The following is a 16,427-nucleotide window of genomic DNA, read 5'->3' on the forward strand; positions in this document are numbered from 1 at the left end:
TATTATTTACAAGATTCTACTACCTGCTCAGCACGCTCTTTCCCCCAATTTGGATAAAAATCACTCTCTGGTTTAAAGGTATCAAAAAGTTCTATGGATGCCTCAATTTCTTTGCAATAAGGAGCTGTGTCTTGTCCAAAGTATTTAGCGCTTCCCATAGACCAATCTGCCTTACAAAAAGCTGCTCTAGGGTTTGTTGGTGCTAATTCTAAAGCTTTAGTGTACAACTCTGTTATTTTACCTGCATATTTCATCCCATAAGTTGCACCATCATAAGCCACCCAATTTGTTAAGACCTGTGCCTGCATTATAAGAAGTTCAACATTCTCTTCACTCTTAGTCATAGCAATATCTAAATGCTCTTGTGCTTTATCTAATTGTGCTTTTAAGATGGCTTCATCTTTTACATTCCAGCTTTTTAAACTATTGATTTGTGCAATGTAATAGTTAGGCAACCATTCTTTAGATTCAGCTTTAGCAATACGTTCAAACATGTTTTCGGCTTCGTCAGTTTTATCGGATTGCCATAGTTCAAAAGCTTTAGTCATTCCTTTTTCAAAATTAGTTTGCGCTTGTGTAATTCCTGTGATTACAAATAAAGCGATGATGATTAAATTCCTCATAATATTTAGTCTGTTTAATTATAGTGTTATTGTTATTGATTTATTCTCTTTAAGCTGAAATTTGGCATCTTTCCATTTTGGTGGTCCCATAAAACCTCTTGCATTATTAGAACAACCGTAATCTTCTTTTGGAATGCCCATAAAGTTACTATCTAATTTCCCATTATTATTTTCGTCATGAAAAATAGAAACTGCGTAAGTACCTTTTGGTAAATCTTCAAAAGTCACGACACAGCTATTATTAGTAATTTTACTTTTAGTGCCCTTGTAAGACTTGCCTAAAAACTCTGTTTCAGTATTATAAATTGAAATAAACATTTGTCCTTTATTACTATCTAATTCTTCAACTTTAACTTCTAAACTATATGTTTCTTCAGTTTTAACCTCAAGATTAGTTAAGCTTATTATTAATACAACTACAAGTTTTAATAAAGTTCCCATAATGTTTGTTTTTGTTTGATACAAATATCTAGCACAAATCCAGGTATTAAAAACCAGACTTACTGAATTGTGATTTTTTAATGATGAATTGTAATTATTAAAAAATCCTTCTAAAAAAAACAGTACCTTCCTTTAATATTACTTATTTGATTCACTACATAAATTGGTCACCATAATGAAACAAAAAATATTAAATGCAAAACAACTATCAAATCTTTAGACAATTCTCACATCTAGGACAGGCTACTGAATTGAGGAATATACTCGAAGCTAACGCAATTATCACTCAACTAGATGATAATACACCACCTGTTGATGTTACATTTGCAGGTAATACATTACAAAATAAATTTGAAGTACTCATACGGCAATCCGATTTTGAAAAGACGGAACAGATTCTAGAAAAAAATGCAGAAAACATAATAGATCAAATAGATAAAGACTATTATCTATTTCAGTTTACTGATGACGAACTTTACAATATTCTTTTAAAATCTGATGAGTGGAATGAATTTGATTACACACTAGCCCAAAAATTGCTAATTCAGCGAGGACAATTGAGCGAGGACAATTGATTGACAAAGAATTGCTAGCATCTTTAAAAAAAGAACGTTTAAAGAAATTAGCTAAGCCCGAGAGCATTCAGAAACCATGGATTATAAGTGGTTACATCTTGTCTATTTTAGGTGGCTTTTTAGGGTTAATCATTGGTTATTTTCTGTGGACATCTAAGAAAACATTACCAAATGGACAAAGGGTTTATTCTTATAGTAAAAATGATAGAAAACATGGCAATCAAATCTTTATCATTGGATTAATTGTTGCACCAATTGTTATGCTAGTTAAAGTAGTTAGTCAGTTTTAAAACTTATTATAAAAAAAGACCATCTTAATTGATGGTCTTTTAATATTATATAATGTTTTTGTCTTAAAACATATCTCTACCAGAGAAATGAAAAGCACCTTCAATAGCTGCATTGTCATCGCTATCACTTCCATGCACAGCGTTTTCGCTAATAGAATCCGCAAACATTTTACGGATAGTACCTTCTGCTGCATCTGCAGGATTGGTAGCACCAATTAATGTTCTAAAATCTTCAACAGCATTATCTTTTTCTAATATTGCAGCTACTATAGGTCCACGAGTCATATATTCTACTAACTCACCAAAAAATGGACGCTCTTTATGTATACCATAAAATTCCTCAGCATCTGCATTAGTCATCTGAGTTAACCTCATTGCTACAATTCTAAATCCTGAAGCTGTAATTTTTTCTAATATTGCGCCAATGTGTCCTTTTTCAACAGCATCTGGCTTTAACATTGTGAAAGTTCTGTTAGTTGCCATGTATATTTTTTAATTTTGGTTCACCTTGCTTTAGTGCTTTGGCGAATTTGGATGCAAAAGTAATGCATTTCTTTAAAAAATCAAGAAGCACAGGCAATAATTGAATACTATTTAATGATTTATTAACAAAGCTTTAAAATATTATTTTATCATTCTCAAAAAGGAAAGACACAATTCTTAATTTCATATTAAAAGCACTTTTCAAAAACCCTAAAAATTGTATCTTCGCTTCTTATGATTAAAGCACAAATTCCAGAAATAAAAACGCTCTTAAGTACTCCTAAGAACATTGTTATTGTTCCACATAAAAATCCTGATGGTGATGCTATGGGATCTACCTTAGGACTATACCATTATCTAAAATCATATAATCATAATGCAACAGTTATTGCTCCAAATGATTATCCCGATTTTTTAAAATGGTTACCAGGAAATAACACTGTTTTAAAATATGAAAATGATCAGGGGGTAAGCAAAGTCTTAATAGAAAAAGCAGATTTAATTTTCACTTTAGATTTTAACGCTTTTCATAGAGCTGGAGATATGGCTGAAGTATTAGAAACTTCTAATGCAACAAAATTAATGATAGATCATCACCAACAACCAGATGACTATGCAAAATTTAAGTATTCAGATGTAAGCATGTCTTCAACATGTGAGATGGTTTACAATTTTATTGAAATGTTAGACGATGCAGAAAAGATTGATGCCATAATAGCCACGTGTTTATATGTTGGTATTATGACTGATACAGGGTCGTTTAGATTTCGTTCTACAACGAATAGGACTCATGAGGTTATTAGCAACTTAATTAAAAAAGGTGCAGATAACACCCAGATCCATAATAATATATTCGATACAAATAGTTACAGTCGCATACAATTACTAGGTAGAGCATTACAAAACTTAAAAATAGTACCAGAGTTAAGAACCGCTTATATTACTTTGTCTCAAGATGAACTTGATGAATTTGATTTTAAAAAAGGTGATACTGAAGGTTTTGTAAATTATGCACTATCCTTGAAAGGAATTATCTTTGCTGCAATTTTTATAGAGAGTCAACAAGACCAAATTATAAAAATTTCTTTACGAAGTAAAGGTTCATTTTCAGTCAATGAATTTTCTAGAGCACACTTTCATGGTGGTGGACATACCAATGCTGCTGGAGGACGTAGTGAAACAGATATGTCTTCTACCATTGATAAATTTATTAGTATATTACCAAAATATAAACAAGATTTGTCCCAATCATGAAATCGAAAATATACAAACTCGACCACAAAGGAATAACTATGTTAAGTAAAAACCTACACTACTTACTAGTAATCGCAATAATCTTTGTAAGCTGTAAATCACCTGAAGCCAGAATGCCAGAATCTGTTCAGTCTGGCTCATTCCTTAAAGAATCTGTAGAACGTAACAAAAAGCTCAATGAATTAGAGCGAGACCATATTAAAGACATTATAAAGAACAATCCTGATAAAACTTACATTGCTTCAGAGACTGGGTTTTGGTATTATTACAATATTAAAATAGAAACAGATAGCCTTAAACCACAATTCGGTGATATTGTAGATTTCGATTATAATATTTCGAGTATTGAAGGTAACGAAATCTATGCTAAGACCAATAGATCATACATTATAGACAAAGAAGAATTGTTTACAGGCTTGCGTGAAGGTATAAAACTTCTTAAACCTACTGAAACAGCTACATTTATATTTCCATCACAAAAAGCTTTTGGCTATTATGGAGATGACAATAAAATAGGAACTAATATTCCTTTAATTTGCGAAGTAACATTAAACACTATAAATAAGAAAAATGATTAAAAGAGCCCTTACAACACTTGTTGTATTATTAGTATTGGTAAATATTTCTTGCCAAGAAAAATACCCAAATTTAGAAGATGGTTTATATGCAGAATTCATCACAAATAAAGGTACAATGGTAGCAGAATTGCATTATGATAAAGTTCCTGTAACCGTTGCTAACTTTGTTGCACTTGCAGAAGGTAATCATCCTTTAGTTAAAGAAGAATTTAAAGGCAAACGTTATTATGATAGTATAACATTTCATCGTGTCGTTAATAATTTTATGATTCAAGGCGGAGATCCTACTGCTACAGGTGCCGGAAATCCTGGTTATAAATTTCCTGATGAATTTCACCCAGAATTAAAGCACGATAAACCTGGTATTCTATCTATGGCAAACCCAGGAAAAGATGCCAATGGCACCCAATTTTTTATTATGGAAAAAGAATGGCCAAGTCTAGATAACCGACATGCTGTTTTTGGACAAGTGGTTGAAGGAATGGCTGTTCATGACTCTATTTCTAATGTAAAAGTTATTGATCCAAGTAGACGTAATCACAAACCTGTAGAGGATGTTGTAATTACTAAACTTAATATTATAAGAAAAGGTGCAGATGCAAAGTCTTTCAACGCACCTAAGGTTTTCGAAGAGGAAATGCCAAAAATGAAAGAGAAGCAAGCAAAACTAAAAGAAGAAGCCAGAAAAAAAGCTAAAGAATTAGCAGATCTTGCAAAAGCAGAATTTTTAAAAAATAATGAAACACTCACTGGTCGTCGCATAGACTCACCAACCGGCATGGCAATGATATTTACTAATGAAAGTGATGGTATAAAACCAAAGTCTACAGACAGCGTTAATATTGATTGTGCAGGTTATTTTGAAAATGGAGAATTATTCTGGACAACTTGGAAGACTGTTGCTGAAGAAAATGGTAAGTACGATGAAAGAACGGACAAAGCTGGTCGTTATGCGCCTTTTTCTATGCCATATAATGCTACAGCAAGTTTAGTTCCTGGTTTTAGAGAAGCGATGTTAAATATGAAAATTGGTGATAAAGCCAGAGTATTTATCCCTCATTATTTAGGTTATGGCGAAAGAGGAAATCCACCAGTAATTCCGGCTAATACTAATATCATATTCGATGTACAATTATCTGAAGTTAAAGTGAAAGAGTGATAACTGATAATTATAAAATAAAAATTGCCCGCTAATTTAATTAGCGGGCAATTTTTATTTTATACAGTAAATTATTCTTTACTCATCTGTTTCATTAGACTCAGTTGAATCTGCATCTAAATAATTAGGAATACCATCACCATCACTATCATCATTCGTAGGGTCACCATCATTATCTAAATCTTCATTAATTGTAAAAACTCCATCCTCGTCATCATCTACATCAATATAGTTAGGAAATAGATCTTCGTCTGTATCATCATCATCAACACTTAAACTATTATCTAAATCTTCAATATATGAAGGCACACCATCATTATCGTGATCTAATTCTTCCATCTGTAATAATTCAAACTTAAAAACAAGATTATCATAGGAAAACCCCGTAGTTGAACCAGAAAAATAGCCTAATCCTGATGGTACAAACATCACTCCTAAGCCAAAATTATTATAATTAACAATACCATTATCAAAAGTAAAATCTAAAGCAGAGTTAAATGAAGGTATGACCAAATTCCAAGCTCTAATTGTACCAAAAGTAGTAAAGCCATTTCCTTGCAAATTAAGATCAACAGGTGTAACTCTAGAGTCAAATACTTCTTCAGTCTGTACCGAACTTCCTTCATATCGCATACGTACAGCATCAGTAAAATGAGGAGACTCACCTGCACCTTGATTAAGTCTTAAGATATAATACTCATACTCTACATCTAAATACGTTGTGGTTAAAACGTCAACATCATCAATAAGTAAAGTATTTTGATCTGGATCTGGCATATCCAAATAATTACCATCATCATCTTGAGGTAATTCAGTAATTATTATGTCAGTGTATTTATGGTTGCTTCCTGTTTCAAGAAAACTTGAATTATAATAGTGCGTTGAAAGGTATGACAATATAGAATCTCTATCCTTTACTTGTTGTTCTGTTCTATCAGCTTCAACAAAGGTAGTTGTTATGTCATCATCATCTTTACAAGAAATAAAAACCGCTAATATGGCAATTACAAAAATGCTAAGTTTTAATATTTTAATTTTCATAGAATATATTTTTCTAGTAATAGTTTTACCACAAAACCATTACTAGGTTCATTATTGCTTAATTATAAGGCGCAAGATACATAAATATAATATTTTTGCATCAAAAGATTAACGTAGTTTTTAGTTAAAAATATATGCGAATTGATAAATATTTATGGTGTGTGCGATATTACAAAACTCGCAATATAGCCTCACAAGCGTGCAAAAAAGGCCAAATAAAAGTAAATGGCAAGGTTGTAAAACCTTCAAGAGAAGTATATCCTACAGACAAAATAGAATTACGTAAAGATCAAATTAAATATCAGTTAACTGTAAACGATATACCACCAAATCGCGTAGGTGCAAAACTTGTTGATATTTATAGGATAGACACAACTCCTAAAGAAGCTTTTGAAGCCAAAGAACTTCTAAAATACAGTAAAGATTATTACAGAAAGAGAGGGACTGGAAGACCAACTAAGAAGGATCGACGGGATATTGATAATTATTATGAAGAAGAATAATTTAGATAGTATTTATTGGAAAAACAGATATAAACACGGACAGATAGGCTGGAATATTGGCTATCCTTCTACTCCACTAAAAGATTTCATAGATCAACTCAAGGATAAAACAATTAAAATATTAATTCCTGGTGCAGGCAATAGTTATGAAGCCGAATACCTTTGGAATAATGGTTATAAAAATCTACATGTGCTTGATTTTGCAAAACAGCCGCTTAACAATTTTAAAAAACGTGTTATAAATTTCCCCGAAGACCAATTACTACACTCTGATTTTTTTGAATTAAACAATAAATTCGATTTAATACTAGAACAAACTTTTTTTTGTGCCCTAAATCCAAGCTTAAGAAAGGATTATGTTGAAAAAATGAAACAACTTTTACAGCCTAATGGAAAACTAGTTGGTCTATTATTTGATTTTGAATTAACTGAATCTGGCCCACCTTTTGGAGGGAGTATAATAGAATACAAATCACTTTTTGCAACCCAATTTGAAATCAAGGTTTTAACACCATCAATTAATTCTATAAAAGAAAGACAAGGTAAAGAACTGTTTTTTATCTTTGAGAACCTTTAATAGAACCTTGGCAAACTAAGTTTAAAAAACATAAAAAATGGCATTAACTAAGAATACGATATTAAGTCATAAAGAAATTGAACATAAAATAAAGCGTATTGCATATCAAATCTATGAGAGTAATGCTAATGAAACTAAACTTGTTATTGCAGGTATTGAAAGTAATGGCTATATCTTAGCGAAGAAAATAAAGGCCAATCTCGATAAGATTTCTGATATCGAATCTACATTATGTAAAGTTACCATTGATAAATCTGAGCCTACAAAACCAATAAAAACTTCTATTAGCAAAAACGATTATACAAATAAATCAATTGTTCTTATCGATGATGTTTTAAATTCTGGTAGTACTTTAATTTATGGTATTAAACATTTTTTAAATGTACCCTTAAAACAATTTAAAACCGCTGTTTTGGTGAATAGAAATCACAAAAAGTACCCTGTTAAGGCTGACTTTAAAGGAATTTCTTTATCTACATCTCTTTTCGAACATGTGCATGTTAATTTATCTAAACAACCTTACGAAGCCTATTTAGATTAAATACGTCAAGATAATTTCTAAAACATCTTGTTTAGATTTATGGTCTGTGTCTATGGTATATTCTGCCTGATTGTAGTATTGAACACGCTCAAATAGATGCTTGCCAATAAACTCCATTAATTGTTCTTCAGTATTTAAATGACTTATTAAAGGACGTTTTTCTCTTGCTGAAAATAAGCGTTTAGTTAAAAGCGGAATTGAAAGTTTTAAATAAAATAATTCAACATTCTCATTCCTAATTAATAGGTCAATATTATTACTATAGCAAGGAGTGCCACCACCTAATGCTAAAACCAAATTCTCAGAAGAATTAGTCAACTCTTTTAAATATTCAGTTTCTTTTTTTCTAAAATAAATTTCACCTTTGGTTTTAAATAAATTAGAGATTGATGCATTTTCTTTGTCAGAAATATAATCATCAAGGTCTAAGAAATCATAATTTAATACTGTAGCTAATTCTTTACCTATAGTAGATTTTCCAGATCCCATATATCCCATTAAAACGACTATCATAAAGCTTACAATTTGATTATTAAATCTCTACGCAAAGAGACAACAAAAAAACGAAAATTTAAATAAAAAAAGTATTGTTTTATTAATTAAACATTTTATATTTGCACCCTCGTTTAGAGAAAATAATTTAATGACCAGTTAGCTCAGTTGGTAGAGCATCTCCCTTTTAAGGAGAGGGTCCTGGGTTCGAGCCCCAGACTGGTCACTAAAAGTTAAGCAATTTAAGCTTAACTTTTTTTTTACCTTTACTTATCTAAATGCGCACGTGGCGGAATTGGTAGACGCGCCAGCTTGAGGGGTTGGTGGACATTAGTCCGTGGAAGTTCGAGTCTTCTCGTGCGCACTTTCTTTTTCCTTATTTTTTGTTAATTCTAGTAGACTTAATATTTAAAATCCTATTTTTGTTTAAAGATTTTAAAAAAAAATGAACAACATAAAGAATAAGTTCAGTATTAAAGATTTAGAAAATCTAACAGGTATTAAAGCACATACCATTAGAATATGGGAAAAGCGCTATAATCTACTAAAGCCTAAACGTACAGGAACAAATATCAGGTACTATGATTTAGCCAGTTTCCAAAAACTATTAAACGTTAGTTACCTTAATAATAACGGTTATAAAATATCTAAGATTGCAACAATTAAAGAGCAAGAAATTCCTGATCTTGTGAGAAAAATTGCATCCGAAAGTAATCTAGAAAGTCATGCTATAAATGCTTTTAAACTTTCGATGTTAAACTTTGATCAGGCACTGTTCTACAATACATATGAATCTCTTTTAAAAGAAATGGATTTTGAAGATACTTTTTATGAAATCTTTATACCGCTACTAACTGAAATTGGCTTATTATGGCAAACAGATACCATTTCACCTGCTCATGAACATTTTTTAACATCATTACTTCGTCAAAAAATATTGATCAATACAGAGAAAGTTCAATCAAAGCAAATAAATAAGTCTACGAAAACCTTTGTGTTATATCTACCGGAAAATGAAATACACGAGTTAGGTTTAATGTTCATAAACCATCAATTAGTCAGTAAAGGGTATCAATCTATTTTCTTAGGATTTAGTGTACCAATGGAAAGCCTTAAAGATTTGCAGAATTACTATGACGAAATTATTTATGTTTCCTATTTTACTGTAAAACCAGAGAAAGCAGATATTGATGATTATTTAAAAGACTTTAGCAAACTTTTAGTTAATACAACTAATACAGAGCTATGGGTTTTAGGGCATATGCTTAACTCTATCGACTTAGACAATCTACCAAGTGGAATTTCCCCTTTCAATAGTATCCAGTCCTTAATAGATAAGGTTTAATTTATGAGTAAAGTGATATCTATAATTGGTTCAGGCTTTTCTGCATTGTCAGCATCTTGCTACTTAGCAAAAGCCGGCCATAAAGTTTCAGTTTTCGAAAAAAATGATTCTGTTGGTGGTAGAGCAAGACAAATTGTTAAAGATGGCTTCACCTTTGATATTGGACCAAGTTGGTATTGGATGCCAGATATTTTTGAAAAATTCTTCAATGATTTTGGAAAATCCACAAGTGACTATTATCACTTAGATAAATTAAGTCCTGCATATAAAATCTTTTTTTCTGATGAAGTAATAACTATAGGTGACCATATGGATCAGATTTGTGAAGAATTTGAACGTATTGAAACCGGAAGTTCTAAACCACTTCGCAAATTTATATCTAGAGCCCAAGATCATTATGAAATAGCAATAAATAAGGTTGTTTTAAAACCCGGTATCTCACCTTTTGAATTAGTAACTAAGGAAACAGTAACTAGAATTGATCAGTTTTTCAAGACTATTAGTTCCGAAGTTCGTAAAAACTTCAAAAATCCTAAACTAATATCTACTCTAGAGTTTCCTGTACTATTTTTGGGTGCTAAACCAAATCAAACACCTTCATTTTATAGTTTTATGAATTTTGCCGATTTTGGTTTAGGCACATGGCATCCTAAAGGAGGTATGTACGAAATAATAAAAGCTATGAAAAGTCTAGCTGAAAGTCTAGGCGTAAATATAAATACTAATTGCAATGTAGAAAAAATTAACGTTGATAATGGTAATTCTAATGGCATTGTTGTAAATGGAGAATTTATAAAATCTGAAGTTATTTTAAGCGGCGCAGATTATCATCATTCAGAAACTCTATTAGATAAAAAGTATAGACAATACTCGCAAGCATATTGGGACAAACGTACATTTGCGCCATCTTCTTTACTCTTTTATGTAGGTTTTGACAAAAAATTGATAAATGTAGAGCATCATAATCTATTTTTCGATACTAATTTTGAAACTCACGCTGAAAATATTTATGATAAACCTAAATGGCCTGAAGATCCATTATTTTATGTTAACTTTCCATCAGTTACAGACTTTAGTATGGCACCAAAAAATTGTGAAACCGGCTTCTTCCTTATTCCTATAGCGCCTGGATTAGAAGATACACCTGAATTACGACAGCAATATTTTGATATCATTATTAATCGTTTTGAAAAAAGAACTAATCAAAGTGTAAAAGAAAATATATTATTTAAAGAATCGTTTTGTGTAAATGACTTTATAAGTGAATACAATTCCTTTAAAGGAAATGCCTATGGTATGGCAAATACTTTAATGCAAACCGCTTTTTTAAGACCAAAGTTAAAAAGCAAAAAGGTTAAAGGACTATACTTTACTGGTCAATTAACTGTTCCTGGTCCCGGTGTTCCACCATCTTTAATTTCAGGAAAACTAGTGGCACAATTGATAGAAAAGAATGAATCTTAATAGCTAATAATTAAATTGAATATATGAAATCCCTTTTTGATAATGTATCTAAAGAATGTAGCAAGCTTGTAACCAATGCTTACAGCACATCTTTTTCTATGGCTACAAAAATGTTGTCAGACGTTATCAGACAAGATATATATAACATATACGGCTTTGTAAGATTTGCGGATGAAATTGTAGATACGTTTCATGATTATGATAAAGAAAAACTTTTTATAAACTTTCAAACAGATTTAGAATCCGCTCTAAAAGATAAAATTAGTTTAAATCCAATTTTAAACGCTTTTCAAGAGACCTTTCACAAATATAGAATAGATAAGCATCTCGTAGATTCATTCATGGATAGTATGCGCTTAGACCTTTACAAAAAAGATTATTTAACTGAAGAAGAATATAGAGCTTACATTTATGGATCCGCTGATGTTGTTGGGCTCATGTGCCTGAAGGTTTTTGTTAAAGGGGATAATGAACAATATGAGGACCTCAAAGAATCAGCTATGAGTTTGGGTTCAGCATTTCAAAAAGTAAACTTTTTGAGAGACTTAAAAGCAGATTTCGAGGATTTGAGTAGAACTTATTTCCCAAATACGGATTTAAATGACCTTGATGAAAAATCAAAACAAGCTATTATAAGTGATATTGAAGAAGATTTCGCTAAAGGGTTGAATGGTATAAAACGTTTGCCTTTAGAAGCGAAATTTGGTGTATTTATGGCCTACCGCTATTACAACAAATTACTTGAAAAATTAAAGAAGACCCCTGCTTTGAAAATAAGATCTACAAGAATCAGAGTTCCAAATTACAGAAAAGTAGAACTATTGACGAGAAGCTATGTTAAATACCAACTTAACCTTATATAAAATTATACAGAACTACTATGCAAACTGTTATTTGGATTTTTATTTTTTTCGGAACATTCTTTATCATGGAATTTAATGCTTGGTTTACACATAAGTATATTATGCATGGTTTCTTATGGAGCTTACATAAAGATCATCATCACAAGGATCACGATAGTTGGTTTGAACGCAATGATGCTTTTTTTATTTTTTATGCTGTTGTAAGTATGACATGTTTTTATTTATGGAGTTATGAAGATGTTTGGTTCACTTTGCCAATTGGCATAGGTATTCTAGCCTATGGAATTGCTTATTTCGTGGTACACGATATTTTTATACATCAGCGTTTTAAGTGGTTCCGTAATATTGACAATAAATATGCTAGAGGTGTAAGACGTGCGCACAAAATTCATCATAAACACTTAGGTAAAGAAAAAGGTGAGAACTTTGGGATGCTTATTGTTCCTTTTAAATATTTTAAATAAAGTTATTCAGAAATTAATTGGTCAAGCTGATGTCTTACAGTATCACTATTCCAATCAATTGCACCAGATTCATCGACCACAATTTCTCCTTTTTTATTCATTATAAATGTTCTTGGGATAGAACGCGTCGTTAACGCTTTAGGAATTTCATTTAAAGGATTATAAACTATAAAATCGAATTCTTTTTTTGTTTTAAATTGTTTAACCGCATTTAAAGCGTCATTGGTAATAAACATAAAAACTACCTTACCCTTATAATCATTGTACAATAACTGAAGGCTAGGCATTTCTGCAATACATGGTGGACACCAAGTTGCCCAAAAATTGACAAATACAACCTTACCTTTAGTCTCATTAAAATTAAGAGTAGTGTTTTTATCAGATTGTAATTTCCAATTAGAATAAGTAACAGACGTTCTATCTTCTGCAACAATAACTGATGATTGGTTTATATAACTCAATCCTTTATGCAATACAATTTGAACAGCTTGCCTAGTCTGAGGAATAATAAGTATAGCAATAAGAATAAAGAATATAATATTGCGTTTGGTAAGTTTGCTTTTCATTGAAGTCAAAATTAAGCAGAAGTTTGATATATTCTAATCTGTTTACGATTAAAATCTATAACTTTTTCTTCTTTTAATTCGTTCATTAAAATATTAAGTGTAGGTCGAGATATACCAATTAGCGATGCTATATCTTTTTGTGTGTATGGATGGTTAATAATATGATCACCTGTTTGATTACAATCGTAACCGTAATCTGTACAAAGCTCTTCTAAAAACTCAACTAAACGTGTTTTAGAATCTTTAAATAATAATAATTGTAGACGACGTTCCAGTCTTTTAAACTTAAAACCTATAAACTTATAAATTCTGAGACCAAAGGTTTTATTATCTCTTATAAGATCGTGCATCGTATCTACACTTACTGGACATATAGACGTACTGTTATCTAAAGACTGAGCAAATTCATTACGCTTCTCTTCACCAAGAATTGCTTTTTCACCAAATAAATCACCTTTACTTAAAATCGATTTTACAATTTCTGTACCATCTTCATTATAATATCCAATTTTCACTTTGCCTTTTTCAATAAGGTAGACCTTATTTGCAGCATCTTCTTCAAAATAGATATAGTCACTTTTTTTGTACGCATCAAACGTATGACAAGCTTTATATTTCTTAAACTTATGAGGACATAATAAATTAAATAAATTCACGTCTTCGAAAACCCAGATAGAGTTCATATGAGATAAGATTTAATTGAGTTTGATATAAAGTCGTATAAAAACAGAAAATCTTTCACGAATAGACATAAAAAAACTCCTAACAAAAAAGTTAGGAGTTTAAATAACATATAAATGTATAGATTAAGCGTTCTCTTTCTTAATTAAATTAAGAGCCGAACCTTCATTATACCATTCTATTTGAGCATCGTTATACGTATGATTTAACACAATAACATCTTTACTTCCATCAGCATGCACAGCTTCAAGATTTAATTGTTTATCTGGTGCAAACTCATTTAAATCTAAAAAGTTAAATGTATCATCTTCTTGTATTAAATTATAATCAGCTTCGTTAGCAAAAGTTAAACCTAACACCCCCTGTTTTTTAAGATTGGTTTCGTGGATACGTGCAAAAGATTTAACAATTACGGCTGCAACACCTAATTGTCTTGGCTGCATAGCTGCGTGTTCTCTAGAAGAGCCTTCACCATAGTTATGATCGCCAACTACAATAGATCTAATTCCAGCTGCTTTGTATGCTCTTGCTGTATCTGGTACTCCACCAAATTCACCTGTTAATTGATTCTTAACAAAATTTGTTTTCTTACCAAATGCATTAACAGCACCAATTAACGTATTGTTTGCTATATTATCTAAATGTCCTCTATAACGCAACCATGGACCAGCCATAGAAATATGATCTGTAGTACATTTTCCGAAAGCTTTAATTAATAATTTAGCACCTGTAATTGAATCTCCAATAGGAGTAAATGGTTCTAATAATTGTAATCGCTCTGATGTAGGACTAACAGATACAACAACTCCACTTCCATCTTCTAAAGGCTCTAAATAACCATTATCCTTTACATCGAAACCTTTAGGCGGTAATTCCCATCCTGTCGGCTCATCGAACATAACTTCTTCACCATTTTCGTTTATTAATTTATCCTTTAAAGGATTAAAGTCTAAACGACCAGCTACTGCTATAGCAGCAGTCAACTCTGGCGATGCAACAAAAGCATGTGTATTGGGATTTCCATCAGCACGCTTAGCAAAGTTTCTATTAAACGAATGCACTATACTATTTTTAGGTGCATTTTTAGGATCATTATATCTTGCCCATTGACCAATACATGGTCCACAAGCATTAGTGAATATTTTTGCATCTAAGTTTTCAAATATTCCTAAGATACCATCACGCTCAGCTGTATAACGTACTTGTTCAGAACCAGGGTTTATACCTAATTCAGCTTTCATCTTCAAACCTTTATCTAAAGCTTGTTGCGCTATAGAAGAGGCTCTAGATAAATCTTCGTAAGATGAATTGGTACAAGACCCTATTAATCCCCATTCTACCTGAATAGGCCAATCGTTAGCTTTTGCCTTTTCAGTCATATCTTTACCAACAGAAGTTGATAAATCTGGTGTGAAAGGTCCATTTAACAGTGGTCCTAATTCAGATAAATTGATATCTATAACCTGGTCGAAGTATTGCTCAGGGTTTTCATATACTGCATCATCTGCAGTTAAGTATGGTCTAATTTTGTTAGCTTCATCTGCAACATCTGCTCTTTCCGTAGCACGTAAATAACGTTCCATTGAATCGTCATATCCAAAAGTTGAAGTAGTTGCCCCAATTTCAGCACCCATATTACAGATAGTTCCTTTACCTGTACAAGACATTGAAGTCGCACCAGGTCCAAAATATTCTACAATAGCACCAGTACCACCTTTAGCTGTTAATATCTCTGCTACTTTTAAAATCACATCTTTAGGCGCAGTCCAACCAGATAATTTACCTGTTAATCTTACACCAATTAACTTTGGAAACTTAAGCTCCCATGCCATTCCTGCCATAACATCTACAGCATCAGCTCCACCAACACCAATAGCTACCATTCCTAACCCACCAGCATTAACTGTATGAGAATCTGTACCTATCATCATTCCTCCAGGAAATGCATAATTTTCTAATACAACTTGGTGAATAATACCTGCACCAGGTTTCCAAAAACCTATTCCATACTTATTAGAAACTGATTCTAGGAAATTAAAAACCTCACTACTTGTATTATTGGCATTTTTTAAATCGGTTGCCGCACCTTCTTTTGCTTGAATCAAGTGATCACAATGCACAGTAGTTGGCACTGCAACTTTAGGCTTACCCGCTTGCATAAATTGTAATAATGCCATTTGTGCTGTAGCATCTTGACATGCTACACGATCTGGCGCAAAATCTACATAATCTTTACCTCTTGTAAAGGCTTTATTAGGTTTACCATCCCATAAATGAGCGTATAATATTTTTTCTGAAAGTGTTAATGGTTTTCCTACAATGTCTCTAGCTGCATCAACGCGCTCAGTCATGTTAGCATAAACCTTTTTAATCATATCAATGTCAAAAGCCATAAAGTATTTTTAAGAAGTTTAATATTATTTTTTGCGACACAAATTTACGAATTATAAAGTCAATTTAAAAATATGTAACACTATTGGTTTTTCT

Annotated in this window: 20 protein-coding genes and 2 tRNA genes; 14 read left to right on the forward strand and 8 right to left on the reverse strand. The window is 31.6% G+C overall.

Annotated features, from left to right (window positions below; translation table 11 throughout):
• Positions 1–2: 2 nt before the first annotated feature.
• Both WPG_RS00110 and WPG_RS00115 read right to left on the reverse strand, forming a co-directional pair.
• Positions 3–623: a tetratricopeptide repeat protein gene (locus WPG_RS00110; RefSeq protein WP_045467791.1), complete on the reverse strand. Its 621-nt coding sequence runs from the start codon at positions 621–623 to the stop codon at positions 3–5.
• Positions 624–641: 18 nt separating this feature from the next.
• Positions 642–1,064 carry a DUF2141 domain-containing protein gene (locus WPG_RS00115; RefSeq protein WP_045467794.1) on the reverse strand — a complete coding sequence of 141 codons (423 nt, stop codon included), beginning with the start codon at positions 1,062–1,064 and terminating at the stop codon, positions 642–644.
• Positions 1,065–1,258: 194 nt separating this feature from the next.
• Here WPG_RS00115 and WPG_RS17135 point away from each other — a divergent pair, with 194 nt between their 5' ends.
• Complete coding sequence (locus WPG_RS17135; protein WP_052471099.1) at positions 1,259–1,639, forward strand: hypothetical protein; 381 nt, start codon at positions 1,259–1,261, stop codon at positions 1,637–1,639.
• On the forward strand, positions 1,636–1,929 hold the full coding sequence (locus WPG_RS17140; protein WP_052471100.1) for a hypothetical protein: 294 nt from the start codon (positions 1,636–1,638) through the stop codon (positions 1,927–1,929). The genes WPG_RS17135 and WPG_RS17140 overlap by 4 nt, the downstream gene beginning before the upstream one ends.
• A 63-nt stretch (positions 1,930–1,992) precedes the next feature.
• On the opposite strand, the gene WPG_RS00125 is transcribed toward WPG_RS17140, so the two are convergent.
• Entirely contained in the window at positions 1,993–2,412 is a 420-nt protein-coding gene (locus WPG_RS00125; protein ID WP_045467797.1) for a nucleoside-diphosphate kinase, read from the reverse strand.
• A gap of 234 nt (positions 2,413–2,646) precedes the next feature.
• Here WPG_RS00125 and WPG_RS00130 point away from each other — a divergent pair, with 234 nt between their 5' ends.
• Genes WPG_RS00130 through WPG_RS00140 form a run of 3 tightly spaced genes read left to right on the forward strand, consistent with a single transcriptional unit; the run spans position 2,647 to position 5,403 of the window.
• Positions 2,647–3,666 carry a DHH family phosphoesterase gene (locus WPG_RS00130; protein WP_045467800.1) on the forward strand — a complete coding sequence of 340 codons (1,020 nt, stop codon included), beginning with the start codon at positions 2,647–2,649 and terminating at the stop codon, positions 3,664–3,666.
• Entirely contained in the window at positions 3,663–4,244 is a 582-nt protein-coding gene (gene gldI / locus WPG_RS00135; RefSeq protein WP_316929963.1) for a gliding motility-associated peptidyl-prolyl isomerase GldI, read from the forward strand. Before WPG_RS00130 ends, gldI begins: the two co-directional genes overlap by 4 nt.
• On the forward strand, positions 4,237–5,403 hold the full coding sequence (locus tag WPG_RS00140) for a peptidylprolyl isomerase (RefSeq protein WP_045467803.1): 1,167 nt from the start codon (positions 4,237–4,239) through the stop codon (positions 5,401–5,403). Before gldI ends, WPG_RS00140 begins: the two co-directional genes overlap by 8 nt.
• Before the next feature lie 78 nt (positions 5,404–5,481).
• On the opposite strand, the gene WPG_RS00145 is transcribed toward WPG_RS00140, so the two are convergent.
• The gene (locus tag WPG_RS00145) at positions 5,482–6,444 is read right to left on the reverse strand and encodes an FKBP-type peptidyl-prolyl cis-trans isomerase (RefSeq protein WP_045467806.1); all 963 of its coding nucleotides are present in this window, start codon (positions 6,442–6,444) and stop codon (positions 5,482–5,484) included.
• A 134-nt stretch (positions 6,445–6,578) separates the two neighbouring features.
• Here WPG_RS00145 and WPG_RS00150 point away from each other — a divergent pair, with 134 nt between their 5' ends.
• From WPG_RS00150 to WPG_RS00160, 3 genes are read left to right on the forward strand one after another with little or no spacing between them, the layout of a single operon-like run.
• Positions 6,579–6,947, forward strand: coding sequence for an RNA-binding S4 domain-containing protein (locus tag WPG_RS00150; protein WP_045467809.1), 369 nt, complete (start codon positions 6,579–6,581; stop codon positions 6,945–6,947).
• Positions 6,934–7,524 carry a methyltransferase domain-containing protein gene (locus WPG_RS00155; RefSeq protein ID WP_045467812.1) on the forward strand — a complete coding sequence of 197 codons (591 nt, stop codon included), beginning with the start codon at positions 6,934–6,936 and terminating at the stop codon, positions 7,522–7,524. The genes WPG_RS00150 and WPG_RS00155 overlap by 14 nt, the downstream gene beginning before the upstream one ends.
• A gap of 37 nt (positions 7,525–7,561) precedes the next feature.
• On the forward strand, positions 7,562–8,065 hold the full coding sequence (locus tag WPG_RS00160) for a phosphoribosyltransferase family protein (protein ID WP_045467814.1): 504 nt from the start codon (positions 7,562–7,564) through the stop codon (positions 8,063–8,065).
• Here the strand turns inward: WPG_RS00160 and WPG_RS00165 are convergent.
• Positions 8,057–8,578, reverse strand: coding sequence for a shikimate kinase (locus tag WPG_RS00165; RefSeq protein WP_045467816.1), 522 nt, complete (start codon positions 8,576–8,578; stop codon positions 8,057–8,059). The genes WPG_RS00160 and WPG_RS00165 overlap by 9 nt on opposite strands.
• Before the next feature lie 132 nt (positions 8,579–8,710).
• Between WPG_RS00165 and WPG_RS00170 the strand changes: the two genes are divergently transcribed.
• From WPG_RS00170 to WPG_RS00195, 6 genes are all read left to right on the forward strand, one after another.
• Positions 8,711–8,783 (forward strand) — tRNA-Lys (locus tag WPG_RS00170).
• A gap of 54 nt (positions 8,784–8,837) precedes the next feature.
• Positions 8,838–8,921: transfer RNA gene (locus WPG_RS00175), tRNA-Leu, on the forward strand.
• An 81-nt stretch (positions 8,922–9,002) separates the two neighbouring features.
• A complete protein-coding gene (locus tag WPG_RS00180) occupies positions 9,003–9,902 on the forward strand; it encodes a MerR family transcriptional regulator (RefSeq protein ID WP_045467817.1) in 900 nt (299 codons plus the stop codon).
• A gap of 3 nt (positions 9,903–9,905) precedes the next feature.
• Positions 9,906–11,366 (forward strand): phytoene desaturase family protein, encoded by a 1,461-nt coding sequence (locus WPG_RS00185; RefSeq protein WP_045467819.1) that lies wholly within the window; start codon positions 9,906–9,908, stop codon positions 11,364–11,366.
• 23 nt (positions 11,367–11,389) lie between these two features.
• On the forward strand, positions 11,390–12,229 hold the full coding sequence (locus WPG_RS00190; RefSeq protein ID WP_045467821.1) for a phytoene/squalene synthase family protein: 840 nt from the start codon (positions 11,390–11,392) through the stop codon (positions 12,227–12,229).
• Positions 12,230–12,246: 17 nt separating this feature from the next.
• Positions 12,247–12,693: a sterol desaturase family protein gene (locus tag WPG_RS00195; RefSeq protein WP_045467823.1), complete on the forward strand. Its 447-nt coding sequence runs from the start codon at positions 12,247–12,249 to the stop codon at positions 12,691–12,693.
• Positions 12,694–12,695: 2 nt separating this feature from the next.
• Here WPG_RS00195 and WPG_RS00200 read toward each other — a convergent pair whose 3' ends face one another.
• The 3 genes from WPG_RS00200 to WPG_RS00210 form a co-directional block, all read right to left on the reverse strand.
• Positions 12,696–13,259: a TlpA family protein disulfide reductase gene (locus tag WPG_RS00200; RefSeq protein ID WP_045467825.1), complete on the reverse strand. Its 564-nt coding sequence runs from the start codon at positions 13,257–13,259 to the stop codon at positions 12,696–12,698.
• Positions 13,260–13,270: 11 nt separating this feature from the next.
• Positions 13,271–13,942, reverse strand: coding sequence for a Crp/Fnr family transcriptional regulator (locus WPG_RS00205; protein WP_045467827.1), 672 nt, complete (start codon positions 13,940–13,942; stop codon positions 13,271–13,273).
• 123 nt (positions 13,943–14,065) lie between these two features.
• Positions 14,066–16,333: an aconitate hydratase gene (locus WPG_RS00210; protein WP_045467830.1), complete on the reverse strand. Its 2,268-nt coding sequence runs from the start codon at positions 16,331–16,333 to the stop codon at positions 14,066–14,068.
• Between the last annotated feature and the right edge of the window lie 94 nt (positions 16,334–16,427).

Source organism: Winogradskyella sp. PG-2 (assembly GCF_000828715.1).
In the GTDB taxonomy this organism is placed as follows: domain Bacteria; phylum Bacteroidota; class Bacteroidia; order Flavobacteriales; family Flavobacteriaceae; genus Winogradskyella.

Bases quoted from the DNA above. Each gene is read 5' to 3' on its own strand.
- WPG_RS00145 (WP_045467806.1), bottom strand. From the start codon at position 6,444: ATGAAAATTAAAATATTAAAACTTAGCATTTTTGTAATTGCCATATTA.
- WPG_RS00165 (WP_045467816.1), bottom strand. From the start codon at position 8,578: ATGATAGTCGTTTTAATGGGATATATGGGATCTGGAAAATCTACTATA.
- WPG_RS00125 (WP_045467797.1), bottom strand. From the start codon at position 2,412: ATGGCAACTAACAGAACTTTCACAATGTTAAAGCCAGATGCTGTTGAA.
- WPG_RS00210 (WP_045467830.1), bottom strand. From the start codon at position 16,333: ATGGCTTTTGACATTGATATGATTAAAAAGGTTTATGCTAACATGACT.
- WPG_RS00190 (WP_045467821.1), top strand. From the start codon at position 11,390: ATGAAATCCCTTTTTGATAATGTATCTAAAGAATGTAGCAAGCTTGTA.
- WPG_RS00140 (WP_045467803.1), top strand. From the start codon at position 4,237: ATGATTAAAAGAGCCCTTACAACACTTGTTGTATTATTAGTATTGGTA.
- WPG_RS00160 (WP_045467814.1), top strand. From the start codon at position 7,562: ATGGCATTAACTAAGAATACGATATTAAGTCATAAAGAAATTGAACAT.
- WPG_RS00195 (WP_045467823.1), top strand. From the start codon at position 12,247: ATGCAAACTGTTATTTGGATTTTTATTTTTTTCGGAACATTCTTTATC.
- WPG_RS00205 (WP_045467827.1), bottom strand. From the start codon at position 13,942: ATGAACTCTATCTGGGTTTTCGAAGACGTGAATTTATTTAATTTATTA.
- WPG_RS17135 (WP_052471099.1), top strand. From the start codon at position 1,259: ATGCAAAACAACTATCAAATCTTTAGACAATTCTCACATCTAGGACAG.
- WPG_RS00150 (WP_045467809.1), top strand. From the start codon at position 6,579: ATGCGAATTGATAAATATTTATGGTGTGTGCGATATTACAAAACTCGC.
- WPG_RS00130 (WP_045467800.1), top strand. From the start codon at position 2,647: ATGATTAAAGCACAAATTCCAGAAATAAAAACGCTCTTAAGTACTCCT.
- WPG_RS00200 (WP_045467825.1), bottom strand. From the start codon at position 13,259: ATGAAAAGCAAACTTACCAAACGCAATATTATATTCTTTATTCTTATT.
- WPG_RS00115 (WP_045467794.1), bottom strand. From the start codon at position 1,064: ATGGGAACTTTATTAAAACTTGTAGTTGTATTAATAATAAGCTTAACT.
- WPG_RS00180 (WP_045467817.1), top strand. From the start codon at position 9,003: ATGAACAACATAAAGAATAAGTTCAGTATTAAAGATTTAGAAAATCTA.
- WPG_RS00110 (WP_045467791.1), bottom strand. From the start codon at position 623: ATGAGGAATTTAATCATCATCGCTTTATTTGTAATCACAGGAATTACA.
- WPG_RS00155 (WP_045467812.1), top strand. From the start codon at position 6,934: ATGAAGAAGAATAATTTAGATAGTATTTATTGGAAAAACAGATATAAA.
- WPG_RS00185 (WP_045467819.1), top strand. From the start codon at position 9,906: ATGAGTAAAGTGATATCTATAATTGGTTCAGGCTTTTCTGCATTGTCA.
- gldI (WP_316929963.1), top strand. From the start codon at position 3,663: ATGAAATCGAAAATATACAAACTCGACCACAAAGGAATAACTATGTTA.